Source organism: Bacillus sp. S10(2024) (genome assembly GCF_050473865.1).
Taxonomy (GTDB): domain Bacteria; phylum Bacillota; class Bacilli; order Bacillales; family Bacillaceae_G; genus Bacillus_A.
Genome location: NZ_JBFLUR010000002.1, coordinates 1,154,746 through 1,172,893, shown reverse-complemented (window position 1 = coordinate 1,172,893; position 18,148 = coordinate 1,154,746). Strand labels below are relative to the sequence as shown.

General features: G+C 32.7%; 19 protein-coding genes. 4 read left to right on the top strand and 15 right to left on the bottom strand.

What is annotated here, in order from left to right:
* Nucleotides 1-70: 70 nt before the first annotated feature.
* Nucleotides 71-673: a DJ-1/PfpI family protein gene (locus AB1280_RS06060; protein ID WP_429755215.1), complete on the bottom strand. Its 603-nt coding sequence runs from the start codon at nucleotides 671-673 to the stop codon at nucleotides 71-73.
* Between the two features lie 336 nt (nucleotides 674-1,009).
* The gene (locus AB1280_RS06055; RefSeq protein ID WP_272187719.1) at nucleotides 1,010-1,993 is read right to left on the bottom strand and encodes a DNA-binding protein; all 984 of its coding nucleotides are present in this window, start codon (nucleotides 1,991-1,993) and stop codon (nucleotides 1,010-1,012) included.
* 338 nt (nucleotides 1,994-2,331) lie between these two features.
* On the opposite strand from AB1280_RS06055, the gene AB1280_RS06050 reads away from it, so the two are divergent.
* Entirely contained in the window at nucleotides 2,332-3,492 is a 1,161-nt protein-coding gene (locus AB1280_RS06050) for a tyrosine-type recombinase/integrase (RefSeq protein WP_429755214.1), read from the top strand.
* 57 nt (nucleotides 3,493-3,549) lie between these two features.
* On the opposite strand, the gene AB1280_RS06045 is transcribed toward AB1280_RS06050, so the two are convergent.
* Entirely contained in the window at nucleotides 3,550-3,780 is a 231-nt protein-coding gene (locus tag AB1280_RS06045; RefSeq protein WP_272187717.1) for a hypothetical protein, read from the bottom strand.
* 233 nt (nucleotides 3,781-4,013) lie between these two features.
* Nucleotides 4,014-4,871, bottom strand: coding sequence for a DegV family protein (locus AB1280_RS06040; protein ID WP_272187716.1), 858 nt, complete (start codon nucleotides 4,869-4,871; stop codon nucleotides 4,014-4,016).
* A 375-nt stretch (nucleotides 4,872-5,246) separates the two neighbouring features.
* Between AB1280_RS06040 and AB1280_RS06035 the strand changes: the two genes are divergently transcribed.
* Nucleotides 5,247-5,567 carry a hypothetical protein gene (locus AB1280_RS06035; RefSeq protein ID WP_429755213.1) on the top strand — a complete coding sequence of 107 codons (321 nt, stop codon included), beginning with the start codon at nucleotides 5,247-5,249 and terminating at the stop codon, nucleotides 5,565-5,567.
* Between the two features lie 131 nt (nucleotides 5,568-5,698).
* Here AB1280_RS06035 and AB1280_RS06030 read toward each other — a convergent pair whose 3' ends face one another.
* The 4 genes from AB1280_RS06030 to AB1280_RS06015 all read right to left on the bottom strand — a co-directional run bounded on the left by AB1280_RS06030 (nucleotide 5,699) and on the right by AB1280_RS06015 (nucleotide 9,755).
* Nucleotides 5,699-6,406, bottom strand: a complete 708-nt coding sequence (locus AB1280_RS06030) for a cytoplasmic protein (RefSeq protein WP_429755212.1) — start codon at nucleotides 6,404-6,406, stop codon at nucleotides 5,699-5,701.
* A gap of 26 nt (nucleotides 6,407-6,432) precedes the next feature.
* Complete coding sequence (locus AB1280_RS06025) at nucleotides 6,433-7,143, bottom strand: polymer-forming cytoskeletal protein (RefSeq protein WP_429755211.1); 711 nt, start codon at nucleotides 7,141-7,143, stop codon at nucleotides 6,433-6,435.
* A gap of 13 nt (nucleotides 7,144-7,156) precedes the next feature.
* The gene (locus AB1280_RS06020; RefSeq protein WP_429755210.1) at nucleotides 7,157-7,780 is read right to left on the bottom strand and encodes a YhbD family protein; all 624 of its coding nucleotides are present in this window, start codon (nucleotides 7,778-7,780) and stop codon (nucleotides 7,157-7,159) included.
* A gap of 199 nt (nucleotides 7,781-7,979) precedes the next feature.
* Nucleotides 7,980-9,755: an ABC transporter substrate-binding protein gene (locus tag AB1280_RS06015; RefSeq protein WP_429755209.1), complete on the bottom strand. Its 1,776-nt coding sequence runs from the start codon at nucleotides 9,753-9,755 to the stop codon at nucleotides 7,980-7,982.
* A gap of 100 nt (nucleotides 9,756-9,855) precedes the next feature.
* Between AB1280_RS06015 and AB1280_RS06010 the strand changes: the two genes are divergently transcribed.
* Entirely contained in the window at nucleotides 9,856-11,067 is a 1,212-nt protein-coding gene (locus AB1280_RS06010; RefSeq protein ID WP_429755208.1) for an MDR family MFS transporter, read from the top strand.
* Between the two features lie 21 nt (nucleotides 11,068-11,088).
* Here AB1280_RS06010 and AB1280_RS06005 read toward each other — a convergent pair whose 3' ends face one another.
* From AB1280_RS06005 to AB1280_RS05985, 5 genes are all read right to left on the bottom strand, one after another.
* The gene (locus tag AB1280_RS06005; protein WP_272187708.1) at nucleotides 11,089-11,484 is read right to left on the bottom strand and encodes a cytosolic protein; all 396 of its coding nucleotides are present in this window, start codon (nucleotides 11,482-11,484) and stop codon (nucleotides 11,089-11,091) included.
* 102 nt (nucleotides 11,485-11,586) lie between these two features.
* Nucleotides 11,587-11,835 (bottom strand): GlsB/YeaQ/YmgE family stress response membrane protein, encoded by a 249-nt coding sequence (locus AB1280_RS06000; protein WP_272187707.1) that lies wholly within the window; start codon nucleotides 11,833-11,835, stop codon nucleotides 11,587-11,589.
* A 107-nt stretch (nucleotides 11,836-11,942) separates the two neighbouring features.
* Entirely contained in the window at nucleotides 11,943-13,043 is a 1,101-nt protein-coding gene (locus AB1280_RS05995; protein WP_429755207.1) for a DUF4179 domain-containing protein, read from the bottom strand.
* Nucleotides 13,040-13,606 (bottom strand): sigma-70 family RNA polymerase sigma factor, encoded by a 567-nt coding sequence (locus AB1280_RS05990; protein WP_429755206.1) that lies wholly within the window; start codon nucleotides 13,604-13,606, stop codon nucleotides 13,040-13,042. The genes AB1280_RS05995 and AB1280_RS05990 overlap by 4 nt, the downstream gene beginning before the upstream one ends.
* A 324-nt stretch (nucleotides 13,607-13,930) precedes the next feature.
* Nucleotides 13,931-14,710 (bottom strand): TrmB family transcriptional regulator, encoded by a 780-nt coding sequence (locus tag AB1280_RS05985; protein ID WP_429755205.1) that lies wholly within the window; start codon nucleotides 14,708-14,710, stop codon nucleotides 13,931-13,933.
* A 282-nt stretch (nucleotides 14,711-14,992) separates the two neighbouring features.
* On the opposite strand from AB1280_RS05985, the gene AB1280_RS05980 reads away from it, so the two are divergent.
* The gene (locus AB1280_RS05980; protein WP_272187702.1) at nucleotides 14,993-15,763 is read left to right on the top strand and encodes a sulfite exporter TauE/SafE family protein; all 771 of its coding nucleotides are present in this window, start codon (nucleotides 14,993-14,995) and stop codon (nucleotides 15,761-15,763) included.
* A gap of 62 nt (nucleotides 15,764-15,825) precedes the next feature.
* On the opposite strand, the gene aroC is transcribed toward AB1280_RS05980, so the two are convergent.
* Complete coding sequence (gene aroC, locus AB1280_RS05975; protein ID WP_429755204.1) at nucleotides 15,826-16,998, bottom strand: chorismate synthase; 1,173 nt, start codon at nucleotides 16,996-16,998, stop codon at nucleotides 15,826-15,828.
* A 49-nt stretch (nucleotides 16,999-17,047) separates the two neighbouring features.
* Nucleotides 17,048-18,124, bottom strand: a complete 1,077-nt coding sequence (locus tag AB1280_RS05970; RefSeq protein ID WP_429757289.1) for a bifunctional 3-deoxy-7-phosphoheptulonate synthase/chorismate mutase — start codon at nucleotides 18,122-18,124, stop codon at nucleotides 17,048-17,050.
* Between the last annotated feature and the right edge of the window lie 24 nt (nucleotides 18,125-18,148).

Below are 18,148 nucleotides of genomic sequence, written 5' to 3'. Positions count from 1 at the left end.
AAAAATCAGCACTTCATTATAAAGTGCCGATTCCCTTAAAAATTTACTTTTTGTCTTCTGCAAATTTAAATTATGTTCTTCGCCATACAGTACCTCTTTTTTCATATTCCAGTCTTCTTTCAACGGAATACGCTACTTCAGAACCTACAAAACGTTCAATAATCCATAGAGCTAAATCAACGCCGGATGTTACTCCTCTTGCAGTAATAATGTCATGATCATCAACAATTCTAGCACCTAGTACTTCACAGCCGTATGATGCCAGTTCTTTTTGCGCAAGATGGTGCATCGTTATTTTCCGTCCTGCTGTTATGCCTGAAACAGCCATTAACATTCCTCCGGTACAAACACCAGCAATGATAGATCCTTTCTCATAAAACTTAGCAATCCATTTAGGTAATACACCTTTATCTGCTTCTATCCGTGCTCCTTTCTCACCTTTATGGTTCCATCCACCACCTGGTACAATTAAAATATCTGGACAGTTGTCTTCACTAAGAAATTGATTCACTTCAACTTTTAAACCATAAAATCCAGTCACCGACTTCAAATGTAATGAAACCATTTTTACATCGAAATTCGCTCCAAACTCACTTGCCCGTTTTAATACTTCATAAGGTCCTATCGCATCTAATTCGTCAAATCCATCAAATAATACAATCTGAATTTCCATAGCTATCCTCCATTTATATCATCCATAATAAACGAGTTTGCAAAATAATCACATTACATTATCATTTTCAAGATGTATAAGAAAATGTTATCGATTCTTTGCTATTTTATACAATCTTCTAATACATAAAATTATTATGTAAACTTCTTGTGTTTTTAAAGGTAACGAATTAATTTGAGGGTTCTATAAGGTCATTTACGAATTTTTATAGGGATTGAACCTTATCGTATTACTCTATACATTATCTTCTCTTAAAAAGGAATCTGAAGGGTCATTTTTAAGAGATTTTGGGTATTTTTGTATAAAAAAAGACTTATCTGTAACATAATAAGTCTTTTAGTATTTTATTATATAACGATCTAACTTTTCTCGAATCGCTGAAGTAATAAATTCCTCTATTGAGATCTTTTCTTCATTTACAATATTTGAGATAGATTGATACTCTGATGAAGAAAGTACAATACTTTTCGTAACACTATTACTATCTAAGTAAATACTATTATTAGGACGTTTTACTAATTTCCCTTCTATTATGTATGGCATAAGAGAATCGATCCACTCTTGTTGAATTTGCATAGGAACTTGAATAAGTGATTGGCGAATTTCAACAATCCAAAAATTGTGTTCTTCTGAAATTCGAATGTTTCTTGGTGATACATATTGCAATAAGAAATCCATTCGCTGAAAAATATCGCTTCGTAAATTGTGTGTTTTCAAAAAGCGAAACTTCACGAATTTTTGATGGTGGCTTCTCGGCTTATCTGATAACTGGTATGCTGCAAAAAAGCCCCCTTCTTTTGCCTGCTGCAATGTCATCTCATTTCCAAATTCATCTGTTACGATAATATCTCCCCTTTTTGGAATAGAGGTTATGCGTGCAATTGTATTCCCATGTATAAATTTTTGAAATAAAACAACATTATATTTTCGAGAATATGTATAAAGGCTATTGGTATCATCTAATTTTTCAGCCAAACTCTTTACATCTTCTTCTTGTACAAACTTTGTTTCTTTATTTCTATGCATTTGAATTGTATAGGATAACTCCCCTTCTTCAATCCATTTCCATAATTGATACATACTAACATGAAACTGTTTACTTGCTTGGTTTAACGTAATTCCTTCTATACGTAACTGAGATTGTAATGTAGTAACCTCATTTTTTCGAAACAAAAAACTTCCGTCTAATCGCCACGTGTCTTTATTAATTGGCGTTAATTTATGTTCTTTCATTAATTTCTTAAATGTGAAATTTGAAATACGTAAATATTCTTTTACCTCATTTGTATCCATATATTGTTCGTATGTATGATCGTACATAAAGATAAATCCTTTCTAATCAAAACTAAATATAATTGAACTTAAAAGATAAATTTTATACAATATAAACTTATTATAACACATATAAACACAAAACTATAATTATAGTATTAACAGACGTGAACTCTTTTTATATTTAAATTAAATTTTATATTTTTTAATTCAACTTATCAAAATTAATATTTACAAATAGATTCTTAACCATAGAAAATGTGTGATTTTCTATGGTTAAGAATTAATATTGTATTTTATTTAAATGCACTTTAAAATAAATATTAGATATATTTTATTTTCTTTTATTCTTACTATAAATGAAACAAATAAGGATTTGATATAATATGAAATTTAACTTTATACCAATTCATAATCAATATTCGTTATTATATAATAAAAGTAATAATGAAAAATTTGCAAATACGATTGCAATATGGAACGAAGATTTTATAAAAGAAGCTGAAAATCGAAAAGAGCAAAATGAACGTCAGCATACATATTCATACGACGGTTTTTCTGATGAAGAAATTTTGTACTATTATTTAAATCGACAAACGCATTTTGATAAAGAAAGACGAGTAAAAGATACCTCTCGTCTTCTTTATTCTAGAGATTTATCACAATTTTATTTTTTTATTAAAGAGCATATGGAATTTTTACAAATGGATGTGGAACATTTCATAGAAGGTAAAGTTTGGATCAATTTACGAAAACGACATATTCGTAATTATCAAAAATGGCTTGCTGAAGAAGCTATTTCCTATCAATCAAATGAAACCTATAAGCCATCAACAATAAGTAGAAAATTACGCATTACACGTTCTTTTCTAAAGTGGTTATATGAAATTGAATATATTAAAGAGCCTTTGTACATTGATATACTAAGTACAACGATAACGAAAAAACATAAACCAAGAAGAGAGTTATCTTACGAAGAAGTAAAACAATTGCTTTCCTATTATAAAAATAATCCTATCAATTATGCCCTGCTTTCCATATTAGCAACAACTGGATTACGTGTTGCCGAAATTGCGCATGCAAAATGGGAAGATTTAGAATATGATTCATTACGCAATCGATATTATCTTTATGTAAATACAAAGGGAGATTCTGAACGAATCGTACCCATTAATAAAGCTGTGTTTGAACGAATCACTTCTTTTCGAATACGGCGCCGTTTGCCAATTGAGCTAGGAATCAAGCATGGTGGTACAATTTTCCAAACAAAAAATCACACAGAATATAAAGAAAATTATCTGTCACAATACATTACCAAAATTATAAAAGAAACATGTTTATCGTTTACAAAAAATGAAAAAATAACCCCACACTTCTTTCGCCACTTTTATGTTCAATACCTATATGACTATAAACAATTACCACCGCATATCATTGCGGCAGCTGTTGGGCATAAAGATGATAGAACAACGAAAGAGAATTATTTGAAGCAACGATTAATGAAAGATCATGACGCTGGGAATTTAATTAGTGATGATGAATTTTAACATTAAAAGAGGAAGAGTATATTTATAACTCTCCCTCTTTTAGTTTACAATAATTTTTTATATTAAACTATATCTATTTTGATTGCGTCCTTTTCCAGTTTCCTTAATTATATAAGACTTCATAACGAGTGTTGTTAGAGAATCCACTAATGTTTTATACGATAAATTCGATAATACAAGTAAATCATTTGTATATAGTATTCTATGTTTTTCTAATAGTAATAAAATAAGTCGTTCTGAGGGCTTTAATACCTCATCACTTTCAAGAATAAAATCAATGTTTTTCATGAGTATACATCCTTAAAATAAATTCTAAACGTCTAAATAACAATATTTAATATATAAAAATTATATATTAAAATCATTGTTTTGTCCTTAAAAATATTACGTATATCTATTATCACTACATAAGGGATTTCATTTTCCAAAGTACATATGATCCAAAAAACGAAACAGTTGTATGAATAACTGTTATTAACAAAAAAAGAAAAAGCCTCTTATTTTAAGAGACTTTTCCCTTCTTATATTTCATTTAAGAAAAAGATAGCTAATGTTCCCGGACCAGCATGGGCTCCAACAGCCGCACCAATCGAATTTACTACAAATACTTTGCATCCAAATTTTTCGGCAATCATTTCTGTTAAAATGTTTACACTTTCTAAATCATCGCCGTGCGAAATTCCAATTGTTTGATTCCCAAGGTCTTTACCCCTTGTTTCCATAATATCTACTATACGCTGAAATACTTTCTTCCGGCCGCGTATTTTCTCAAGCGGAATAAGTTTTCCATCTTCTACATTTAAAATAGGCTTAATATTTAATAAGCCACCTATAAACCCTGCTACTTTACTTAACCGCCCACCACGAACTAAATATTGTAAATCCGCAACCGTAAATATGTGCTCCATATGATTAGCCATAAAAGCAATACGGTTTAATATTTCCTCTTTAGTAGCTCCGCCTTGTGCCATTTTTGCAGCTTCTACTACGATTAATCCTTGACCAGTTGATACACATTTTGTATCAATAATTTCTAAAGATAAATTAGGGTAGTTTTCTTTTACTTCCTCTTTTACAAGAACAGAGGATTGATATGTGCCAGAGAGCTCAGAAGAAAAAGCTAAATAAATACATGCGACATCTTGTTTTGCGTATGTAGTAAATACCTCTTGGATTTTTTCTAAAGAAGGTAAAGATGTTCTATATATTTTTCCCTCTCTCATATTTCGAAGTAAGTCAATTGGATCTAGTGTTACCCCGTCAATAAATTCATTTTCTTGTTCATCATATACACGAAGAGGAATAACCTCTATATCATAAGTATGGAGCAGCTCCTTCGGTAAATCCGCCGCACTATCTGTAATAATTTTTATTGTCATTGTTTGTAAACCTCAATTCTTTTATAAATAAACAGTCGGATTCGTCTCTTCTAAATTATATATGTAATACAAAAATTAAGAAAGTGAAAAATATTATATATCATGTTTCTACTATATTGTATTCACACAAAGAAGTAACAATGACTTTTTTCTCAAGTATAAATAAAAAATCGAATAAAGTGAAACTTCCATCAGTGGAGAACTTTTTCATCTCCCACTGATGGTTAGTTGAACCAATCGGACTTTTACTGCCCGTTAATGCGGGATAAAAATATTATTTCTTCACTTACATTCATATTACTATTTCATGTTTTTCATAAAAAACGTTATAATAATATATAGCCTCTTAGATTAAGAAATAAAGGAGAATAGAATATGGCTAAAATTAAAGTATATCAACCGAAAGAAGAACATGTAGATGCAATAAAAAATATTATTGATGTTGAGGAATTAAACCCATCAGCTACTGATTTAGAAAACTTATATGCATGTGTATTAGAAACTGAAGATATGTCTTTACCTAAATCCTACGTTGAAGAAGATATTTTAATCGACTCTGTTGAAGGAATGGTAAATGCTTCAGCAAATAAAATGAAAAAATTAGGAACGTATGATGTAATAGAAGTACATAATAAAGGTAAGAAGTTACAAATTTTATTATTAGCAGATGAAGAATACGAAATTATCGAAGAATAATTTCAGTTTAGGTTTCTGAATCATTAATAATAAAAACACTCTCTTCAAATGAAGGGAGTGTTTTTCATCGATTTCTTTATTGAGGTAATACACGAAAAAACGGTTCTTAAATCATAGTTTTCCGTATTCCACTATATTTGTTTATATTCTTTCACAAGTGATTGATTCGCATTTTTGTAAGTCTCGTGATATTCCACTACTCCAACTTCACACCCTGGACCAATCGTAACATTGTTACCTCGAATAACATCAGCTTTTGTATATTCAAGATAAATTTCATCTCCTTCGATTACATTGGCCTGAAGATATCCTCCGTGTTTCGAGAAAGGAAAGAACGATGATTTTTTTCGAACTGTAATTTTCTCACCGCCTATTTCTTCTACATTGCTGTGCTCATACCTTATAATGATATTAATATTTCCAGCATTCAGCATACCTGTAATTGTAAAACCGCCATTTAATATGAAATTCTCTGCTTCTAAATTTCCTTTCACATTTATTCCACCCGTTACATCGACCTCTTCGCCAGTAAAATTCCCACCAATGTCAAACATCCCTCGTACTTTTGTACGTTTCACTTCTGCCGAACCACCAACTTCAAGATTACCGTTAATCTTCACATTTTCTGAATGCAAATCTCTACGAATTTTCGTTTCTCCAAACACAGTTACCGTGTGTGCTTTTACATTTCCTTGCACTTCGCTCGCTCCATACGTCTTAAACACATCGCAATCAATATCATCCAAAATCGTTCCTTCTCCGCGAATTTTGACATTTTTGTAGATACCACCCGATGAATTACCAGAACCATTTAAACTAAGGTTATACTGTTCTTTCATGCTATCTTTCCCTTTCTATTAAAAATTTAAATTTTTCGACTTTCTTTTACGTTAGCGTTTTCATCGATTGTACAAACTCCTGTATATTCAATAAGATTAATTTCACAATTGGGGCCAACCGTAACATTGTTACCTCGAATCGTGTTCGTATTTGTATACTCAACTATAATATTGTCCCCTTCTATTAACTCAGTTTCCATCCGAGTAGTAAACATTGTTTCAAAGAGCCAACTTAAAGCAGATTTCCTATATTTTATGTTAATCGTTTGACCACCTATTTCTTTTGCTTTACATTCTCCGTGCATATCAATAAAAATATCATCTGCACTCAATAAGCCACCCACGATAAATTGTCCTTCTGATTTGAATGTATCTACTTCACAATTCCCATCAATGATTGCTTTACCGCTAACATTCATGTCCTCACCAGATACATGCCCTCCAATTGTTCCTTTGCCGGAAATTTTTATTTTCCGTACATCCACATCCTGTTGTATACTGCCGCTGCCTTCAATGCTCATTTGCATGGCATCTAGTTTTCCATTTATCTTTCCAGAACCGCTTATTTTTACTGTCTCAGCTTTTATATCTCCATTTACATGACCAGAACCATTACATTCAAAATCCACACATTCTACATCCCCATTTACAGTCCCTTTTCCATTTAATTGTACATTGCGAAACTGTCCTCCATTCGACGTTCCATATCCATTAATTAACAAGTCATCTGTTTTCACTATTTTCCCTCCATCATAATAACTTTGTTTTTAATTCTTCTGTACAAATCATTAAAGGTAAACGTAAAACGATTTTCGTACCTTGATCAAAATATAAATCCTCTACATTCGAAAGTAAGAAACATGTTGAAATACCTAATTTTCGAATGAAAATAAGTTCACCCTGTTTATTCTTCATCATTTCATAGTGCTCATTTAAAACATGTAACATCATTTTTCCTTCTTCAAGGCTAATCTCTCCAGACTGAAGCACCTTTTCTAAAATATAAATAAAAAGGATTTTTGCAAAACGAAATTCAGCCATTTCTTGATTTTGTTCTATAAAGAAATTAACTACTGACTCTGAAGCGATTCCACGTTGTATAATTCCTTCCTTTGTTAAACAAACCTCATTCACATTTGGTGAGAACATGTCAGCCAAATCATCAAGAGACAAATTTTCTTTCATCGTCTGTATTTTTTCTATTCTATCTAAAATCTTTTCTTTCGGAAAAAACGTTTCCTGCCCTGTAAACGTTGATTTTCGCACAAACCAATCTTCGGGTATTAAGTTTTTTCTTTTCCACCTATATAGCTGACCATAGGAAATCCCTGTAAGATCTAACAAATCTTTTTTCGAAATTAAGTCCTGGCTCAAAATTTTGCTCTCCCTTCTTTTTATTCAGTGTAACATAACATTGTTACACTGTGAAGGAATGTTTTCCTATCTTTATGAAAAACAAACTATAATAAGCGCTATCACTAGTATAGATTTATCCTCCCTATATTAAAGAATAAACCCATCATTTCATCGTATAACGTTCGAAGAAATGATGGGTTATGAATACTTTGTTTTACTACATTGTTACGTTATGTGTATGTTTAAACCAAATATGATAAAAATTAATCCAGCCCTGGGAGTTAATTTCTACATTTTGTATTGTCTCATGCGTATGTATCGTCATATTGTTACGATACAAAGGAATGATATGAATATTTTCTAAGAGCTCCTGTTCTGTTTCCCCTAACAATTGCATTCGTACACTCTGATTTTGTTCCTTAAATACACGTTTCAACTTTTCATTTAAATTGAAAGAACTATGCTGATGAAGAAAACTATTTGTCGTTAGTAGTAAATATAGATAGCTTAATTCAGTGTGCTCGCTTATTGTAGCACTATCATGAATCAAATCAGCTTCTTCTATTGTTCGAAGTGTAAGAAGTTCATGTGCATCTAAAAAAGATAGTTCTATCTTAATTCCATACTTAGCACATTCCCTTCGAATCCAATGTGAATCCTCAACGTGATCTTGCTCTTGAAAAGTATATAAATATAATGTTTCCCCACTATATCCACTAATTCTCAATAACTCTTTAATTGAACTTTCTTTATTTATTTCGATTGTTTTCCCTAATAACAAATTCGTTGCTACTTCTTCTCGTTCCCCTCTTAAATCATTTAATATTTTCTTGCCATTGATAATTTGTTGTACAGCTTGCCTAAAACCTATATGTTGCATGGGACCTTGTTTTTTTGTATTGAGTGTTATGTATGTTACATTCGCTTCTAATTGAGACGTTTCTTTTTGAACATTCTTTCTATCATGCTGTAAAGAACCTAATAATACCTCATAACCACTATAACTGCTTAAATCTTGTGAGTACCATAGTTCAATACGATCAAGAAATGGGCGTTCACGAAAATATAAAGGATTTACTTCCAAAATAAGAAGTGCATCATCATTTTTAACAAGTTTGAATGGACCTGTTCCATTTAATAGGCATGCATTATTCTCTGTTACATATGATTCCGAAACAATAGAACAATGTTCCCCTCCTAAAATATGTAAAAATAATTCATTTTCTCTTTGTAAGTGAATTTCGATTGTATATTCACTTACGATATGTATACTTTTAATATCTTGCAGCATCCATCGATAAGGATTATCTTTTGTACTTAAAAAACGATTGAAAGTATACTTAACATCTTGTGCAGTAAACGTTTTTTGATTATGAAAATGAACGCCTTTACGGAGATAAAATGTCCATATATTATGTGTATGATTGTATTCCCAATAGAAAGCAAGGCGAGGTTCAATTTCATTTGTCAGTTCATTATAATGAACAAGCGTATCACAAACGTGCTTAACAATGTGGCACTCAGAACGGAGTGTCACATACATCGGATCTAAACATGTAATTGGCCGTATGCGCATGTTTAAACGTAAAACATCAATTCTTCCTTGAGGTGACTGTTCAATGTGGTATCCAAAAAGTGTGTCAATCCATGTTTGGAATTGTTTTAATATGTAAGGGAAATGTTTTGCATATGTTTGAATAAATGCTTTTCCACTTTTGATTTCTCCTTGTTTTACTAATGCTTTTCCTTTTTCATAAATAAGCGATGCAGGATCTTGTAAAAAAGCGATTTTCGATCGATTTCCTCTTCCCCGTCCTGGAAACCAACAAATCCATTGCATTTCTTCTAGTTTTTTTATTGTGAATTTACTATTTCGATCTGTACAATATAATGATTTTGAAATGTCTTGCAGCGATATTTCTATGTTGTCCCCAAGATTTCTCCCTTTTGCATACTGAAGCCAAAGCTGTATGTAATGATCCAAAATTACCATGCATATCCCCCTAAAAGATGAAAAATTTCTTTGCTCCATTCTACTCTTTTTCCTCTTTCCTTTCCATCATAAAATTTCCATATAGAAAGGAGAGAATGAAATGATGACATTTGCAAAACGTTACAGTAAACCAATATGGATTCGGTTATTTGGAGAACTATTAACAAGTATAACCGGAGCAATGCTCGCACTTATTTTTATCTTATATGTAAACAAAGCATTAAATGGAAACGCCTTGTTTACTATGTTACTTTTTGGTCTACAACCGCTTAGTGAAATTCTCTTTACACTTTTTGGCGGCAGCATAACAGATCGATATGGACGAAAAAGAATTATTCTAACTGGACTACTCTTACAAGCATGTGCTATGACTGGTTTTATTTTCGCCGAATCCGTTATACTATTTGCTCTCTTTTACATTATGAATGGTCTAGGGCGTTCTCTTTATATCCCTGCACAGCGGGCGCAAATTGTAGATGTAACAGAGAAAGAAAAGCAGGCTGAAGTATTTGCTCTCATTCAAACGGTTGGAGCAGTCGGAACAATCGTTGGTCCTGCACTTGGATATCTATTCTACAATGATAATCCAATTATTCTTTTTATCTTAGAAGCTACTGCTTTATTTCTCTATTCAGTTCTTGTATGGACACAACTTCCCGAAACAGCTCCACTTTTCCAACATGATGAACAAAAAACTACACCTACGAATTGGAGAAATTTTCTATCGCGACATTATAGTGTGTTTGGGCTTATGATTTTTATGCTACCTATCAGTTTTTTCTATGCGCAAATGGAAACAAACTATCGACTATATGCCGAAAAGGAATTATTCACTAATTTTATGTTTGTTTTTACATTTATGGCTACTTGTAAAGGCATTATGGAGATTGTTTTGCAAGTAGGAGTCGTAAAATGGGCAGAAAAATTTTCTATGCAAAAAATTATTGTTATTTCTTATATTTGCTATACGATTGCCGCGATTGGCTACGGCTACTCCAATACATTATGGTTACTATTTTTTACACTACTAATTTTAACAATAGGAGAAAGTATCGCTTTAAATCATTTGTTACGTTTCGTTTCTGAATTAGCACCAGAACATATGCGAGGCATATATTTTTCGATTTACGGTACGCACTGGGATATTTCACGAATGCTCGGTCCAGCAGCTGGAGCGTTATTATTACAACATTTTAGTGGGAGTTTCTTGTTTAATATGTGTGCCGTTTTTCTTATCATCGGCGGCACATGTCAGTATCTCTTTATAACTTATATTCTAAAACAAGACAAAACAAAAAGGCTGTCCGCATAATGGGCAGCCTTTCTTATGTAATTAAGCTTCAATCTCTTTTCCGTCTTCTACGATGTGATAAAGTAAATGTGCCAAATGATGAATTGGACCGTATTCTTCCTCTTCTTCATCTGTTTCACCTTGGAATTCAAGATCATTTAAATACAGAGCTACAAATTGATAAAATAGTTTTAAATCAAAACCGTAGCACGCGCTTGGTTCTTCATGATCCCCTTCATATTGAAGCATTAAATATTGCTCATTACCTTCAGCATCTTCTGCATCGAAGAAAACAAAAAAACCTACGTTTGTATCTAAATCAAACAGATGACGCGTACCGCCTTCTGTAGCTTTATTAAAATCATCTTCATTTAATTTATAAACAGTCGTTGCTTTTGCATTATCTTCTTGATGAAAATTAACTGTAAATTCTTTCATGTTGACACCTCCAAATGTTATGCCCTTAGCATAACAGATTTATGAATATAACACAAAATTAACGAAAAAGGACTGCTTACACTAGTAAACAGTCCTCCTACTTTACTTTTTCATCATCCGAAGCAAAAAGCTAACGATAAAAATAAGAATAATGGAACCAATTAAGGCTGGGACAATTGAAAAGCCGCCAATCACAGGGCCGAATTTACCAAGAAGCGATGTACCAATCCAGGATCCAATGATCCCCGCAATAATATTACCAATTACACCACCAGGAACATCTCTTCCGATAATTAAGCTTGCAAACCAACCTAAAATACCGCCAACAATTAATGACCATAAAAATGCCATGCGCTAATTCCCCCTTAAAATTGTTAACATATCAAATGTGTAATTACTTACGTTTAGTTATGCTACATTTTTATGGAAAAATACGCTAAAATGTTCATAGAATATTGTTATTTCTTTAAATCAATCACTATATCTTCTAAAACAAAATTCTTCTCTCCACCAGATTTTTCTGGCACTGAGATTTTCTTTTCTTTTCCTCCTGTCATTTCTACTCCTCCATGATTATCAGGAGTATGAATTCGTAAATTAACATGAGGGCTTATGATTAGTTTAGTTGCATTTTTATCAAGCTTTTGAAACGTTTTACTCCAGCTAATATTATATGGATCTTTACCAGTTCCTCCGTTTCCTTCCCCCGAATATTGATTTCCTAAGTCATCTTTAATTTCTAACTCTATATCCACATCATCCCATTTCTTTCTAACTTCTTTAAAAACTTCTTGGTTGTAGTAAACAATGAATGATATCGGTGTTATTGTTAACTTCTCCATATTTACTTTTACACCATCTTTTTCTACACTACCGTTAATCGACTTCTCATTATTATCTATTGCTTTTAAATTAAAAGCGAAATTCCAATTTCCTTTAATTTCTTTCTCCTGATCTGAAATTTTTATACCTTCTACATTCCATCTTACATTTATAGAATCTTTTTTCTTTGGATTTTGATGAGTAGCCGTTACCAAGCCTACATACTTCTTTTCAGCAACTTTTGAAATTTGAGAACTTCCTGTCATTCCATCTGCCCCCACTAAATTTAAATTATCGAATATAACAGGTTTATCCCCTAAGTCTTGTTCACTTTCTATAGAATATGTAAATGTTGTTGTTTTCCCATCAAAAACCGCATCATTAATAGTAACTTTAATATCTTTACTTTCTTTTGTCATATTCATTTCAGTTGAAAACTCTTTATAACCACCGTAAAGACCTGTTCTCCCATTATCTAAAAAGCGAAAAATATCACCCATTATAGGTAAACTCCCTGCATAAGTAGGAAATGCTAATCCAAAAGTAGTAGCTGATAAACCAACAATAATTGTAGCTGCAACGATTTTTACTTTCCAACTTTTTGTATGTTTCTTCTTATATATAGATTGTTTTAAAGTGCGTTTCACCTTTGCCTTTTCAAGTTCACTTACTTCCATTTCTTTAAATTCCGTTTCATCTATATCTACATCATTTAACAATTCATAAATATCTTTCATACTACACTACCTCCCAAATTAAGATTTGTAGCAGTTTTATGCAGTTTCTTTTTCCCCCGATAAATCCGATTATCTACAGCTGCTCTAGTTAAACCAAATTTTTGTGCTATATCTTCCGTTTTTAAACCTAGAAAAAACTTCATAATAAAAATCTCTCTATCGATTGGCTCTAACTGATTCATTAACTTTATGAGTTCATTTCGGTCTTCTATTAAAATCAGTTCATCTTCAGGTGACTTTTCTGCATTCAAATCCATATAATTTTGAGGAAGTTCTATATTATTTGCAGCCTTTCGATAATAATCAATCGCTTTAAATTTCGCAATCACGCAAATCCATTTCTTAAAATCAGTTTGATCTCCATGAAACTTTTTCGAATTGTTCCAAATGGACAAAAATACATCATTTATACATTCTTCTATGACTCCTTTATTTTCAAGTGGAGCAAGGATTTTATAAGTAATTCCTTTTATTAGCGGTAAATACATATCGACTATGAATTCGAGTGCGTCTTCTTTTTGTCGCTGTAATCGCCGTATAAAATTTGTATCATTAGACTTCATGTAACAACTCTCCTTACATTTTTGTAAAAGCTTTTACACTCTATATAACGTTTGAGAAAATTTTTTCTCTCGCAATAACTATAAAAAATTTTATTTGAAGTGCGAAGTTTATAGCTTATCAATTTCAGAGACTTTTTTAAAATTTCGAACATAAAATGAAAGGAAATTACAAGAAATTATGTGGAAGAAAAAAAGATGAGGTATTTTAATGTTATTCACTTACAAAATGTATACTAAAAAAGACCGCTTATAATAAACGTTAAGCGATCTCCGTAAACATTTCTATAGGATCTCTACATTTTATCGAGTAATATGTGGAAATCATTAATTAAAAAACTTTTCTCTTTCTGCAGAAATCCAAGGTTGTAAATTCTCTTTACTTTCTTGCATTAATCGATTCACTAATACATCATGCCATATGTAATTTTCTAATAGTGACACATGTACAGGGTCATCTGTATAAAAGGTATTTTCATTTTGTTCTACAGGGTGACCGTAAATCATTTCTTTGCCATCAATAGAAATAATAAACCACTTTTTTTCTCCGATGTTATCTACATAATCGGTCTTACGATGAATTACTAAATTTGGCAATGGATTCTCAACTTGAAAAACAATTCCCTTTAGACTACAAGTTTTTTGCATCTCTTGTAAGTCATCTTCAAGCTTTTCATACATTGTCCTCCACATAGATATTATAATTCTGTTTTGAGCTCGGCGAAGTAGAATGCGACAAAATGAAAGTATCGTTTCTTCTCCCTTTATCGTTATAACACGCGGATCAGTTTTTGGCCTTTGACTTTCAACTGCTTTTAATTCTTGTTGTACAGATGTATATGTATCTTCCCATTTTTGTTTAATTGATTCTAGAAATACATCAACAGGCAAAGGAGAATATTGTGTAGCTTCATTTACTTCTTCTTTCATCACCACACCCATTTTTTCTAATCCTTCTAACACTTCATATATCCGAGCACGAGGAACACCTGATTGTTTACTTATTTGATAAGCGCTTGATGCCCCTAAATATACAAGGGCTACATACGCTTTCGCTTCGTATTGATTAAAACCTAGCGATTGAACTTTTTGTAAGATTTTTTCCATAATAACCTTCCTATATAAGCGTTTAAAATAACGTTAAATATTTAACTACTAAAGCTAATAGTATCGTTAAAAAACATTTTAGTAAATGATTTCTATTTCGTTATCAATTGCTAACATCTAATTAAATTTGATTTCTCAACTTTCCTTATTAGTCATTATTTTCGAATTTTTTATTCACAAATACTTATGATTTTGCTAACATATATTTAGTCACTACTTTAATAGTGACTAATAATTAGAACCTTTCTCTAATAACAAAATACTATTTTAGGAGTAGTTACTATGGAAGATTTAAACTTATACACACTAGCTTTTTTAGTACTATCTGGTTTTTTAGCTGCATTCATCGATTCAGTAGTTGGAGGTGGTGGTTTGATTTCTATACCGGCCTTACTATTTACAGGATTGCCACCTTCAACAGCAATTGCTACGAATAAATTAGCTAGTTCAATGGGAGCTTTAACAAGTACAATATCATTTATTAAATCAGGTAAAGTTAATTTTCGACTTGTATCTAAATTATTCCCTTTGACTGTAATTGGTTCGTTTTTTGGTGCATATGTGGTAAAGCATATTTCCTCACAAGTATTAAAACCATTAGTGCTAGTATTACTAATTACAGTTGCTATCTATACAATTTTGAAAAAAGATTGGGGAAAAGATTCTACATATGAAGGAATGAACTGGAAAAGAGGAGCAGCATTTGCGGTAACAGTATTTATTATTGGATTTTATGACGGATTCTTTGGGGCTGGAACTGGTTCGTTTTTGCTATTTTCCTTTTTAATGATTGGGTTTGATTTTATTCAGTCAGCCGGTAATGCAAAAGTTCTTAATTTTGGTAGTAACATTGCCGCTCTCATCATGTTTTTATACTTAGATATTGTGAATTTTTCATATGGAATTCCGATGGGGATTGCTATGATTTTAGGAGCTCTTGTAGGATCCAACTTCGCGATTAAAAAAGGTGTATCGTATGTCAGAATATTATTTATCGCAGTAACTCTCTTTTTAATTGGAAAAAACATTTTAGATTATCTACATCTTATTTAATTCATGTAACAATAAAAGTCACTATCTCTTAAAAATAGAAATAGCGACTTTTATTGTTTCATTTAAAATTCTTTCGCATACTTCTTATGCTGAGCAATATTATTCTTTATCAGCTCCATACGATCTTGTCCAAATTGTTCTACTAATGCATCAGCCAGTTCCCAAGCGACAACTGCTTCTGTCACTACATTCGCTGCTGGTACTGCACAGCTATCTGAACGTTCAATACTTGCTTGAAATACTTCCTTCGTATCAATATCTACACTTGCTAGTGGTTTATATAATGTAGGAATTGGTTTCATCACACCCCTAACAACAATCGGCATTCCTGTTGTCATTCCGCCTTCTAATCCACCAGCGTTATTCGTTTTTCGCGTGTAACCCATTTCGTCATCCCACAAAATCTCATCATGTACAGCATTTCCTGGTCGCCTTGCTGCTTCAAAACCAATGCCAATTTCAACACCTTTAAATGCATTCATACTCATGACAGCCGCCGCTAACCTTGCATCTAGTTTCCGGTCATAATGAACGTAACTACCAACGCCAATCGGCATTCCTTCCGCAACCACTTCCACGATGCCACCTATAGAATCTCCGTTACTTTTTGCTGCATCAATTGCTTCCATCATTGCTTGCTCTGCTTCGTGATCTAAGCAGCGAACAGGCGAATGTTCTGAAATCAGTTGCATCTCTTCTAATGATTTTCCAAGAACTTGCTTCGCTTTTACACCACCAATTTCAAGGACATGCCCTGCAATATTTACTCCTAACGCGGTTAAAATCTGTTTCGCAACAGCCCCTGCGGCTACTCTCACAGTTGTCTCCCTTGCAGAAGAGCGTTCTAATACATTGCGTATATCACGATGACCATACTTAATTGCTCCATTTAAATCCGCATGCCCTGGACGTGGTTTTGTAATCGTTCGTTTCATTTCTTTACTTTCTTGCTCCGAAATCGGATGTGTACCCATGACTTTTGTCCAATGTTTGAAATCATCATTTTTCACAACCAATGTAATCGGTGAACCAAGAGTATAGCCATGACGCACGCCGCTTACAATTTCCACAGTATCCGTTTCAATTTGCATCCGTCTTCCGCGGCCATAGCCCTTTTGGCGTCTTAATAACTCTTTATTTATATCTTCTGCAGTTAAAGATAGACCTGCAGGAACACCTTCTAAAATTACTGTCAACTGCGGACCGTGTGATTCACCAGCTGTTATATACCTCATTTTATTTCCCCTTTTGTGTTATTTACACAATTACCTCTATTTTTATTAACTACAATAACTTATTCTTAAAATTGGTTAACTCGTTCATGAATGCATGAAACTCCGAAATATCCATTTGCTGCGCAGAATCTGATAACGCAACCGCCGGATCTGGATGTACTTCTGCCATAACAGCATCTGCACCAATTGCCAATGCTGCTTTCGCAGTTGGTAATAATAAGTCTTTTCTTCCTGTTGAATGCGTTACATCCACTACAACTGGTAAATGCGTTTCTTTCTTTAAAATCGGTACGGAAGAAATATCCAATGTATTACGCGTTGCTCTCTCGTATGTACGAATACCACGCTCACATAAAATAATTTGATCATTTCCTTGAGCAATAATATACTCAGCTGCATTTACAAATTCATCAATTGTCGCTGCTAAACCGCGCTTTAGTAATACAGGTTTATTCACTTTTCCAACCGTTCTTAGTAAATCGAAGTTTTGCATATTACGAGTACCTACTTGAATCACATCCACATAATCAAGTGCCATTTCCACATCATTTGGATTTAAAATTTCACTAATAATCGCTAAATCAAATTCGTCTGCTGCTTGGCGTAAAATTTGCAGTCCTTCTACTCCTAATCCTTGGAAATCATAAGGAGATGTTCTCGGTTTGAATGCACCGCCGCGCATTAATGTAACTCCTTGTTCCTTCATTGCCTTTGCGACTTGACGAGCTTGGTCTAAGCTTTCTACTGCACAAGGCCCCATAATGAACGTTTGTATGCCGCTACCTAACAATTCACCTTTAATATCAACAATCGTATTTTCTTGTTTCTTTTTACGCGAAACCAGCAATGCTTTACAATTATCATTTTCTTGTAGTTCTAAGCTCGCCTTAAAAATCATTTTGAAAATATGTTGCACTGTAGATGTTTCAAATGGTCCTTCATTATGCTCTGCAATCATATCAAGTACTTCACGTTCACGAACTGGATCGAAACGTTTCATGCCTTGTCGTTTCTTTTGCTGTCCCATTCGCTGAACAACTGTACCTCGCTTATTTAATAAGTGTAATAATTGCAAATTAATTTCATCCATTTCGCTACGTAATTGTTCTAATGCTTGATTACCCATTTGTAAACCACTCCCTCTATCTAT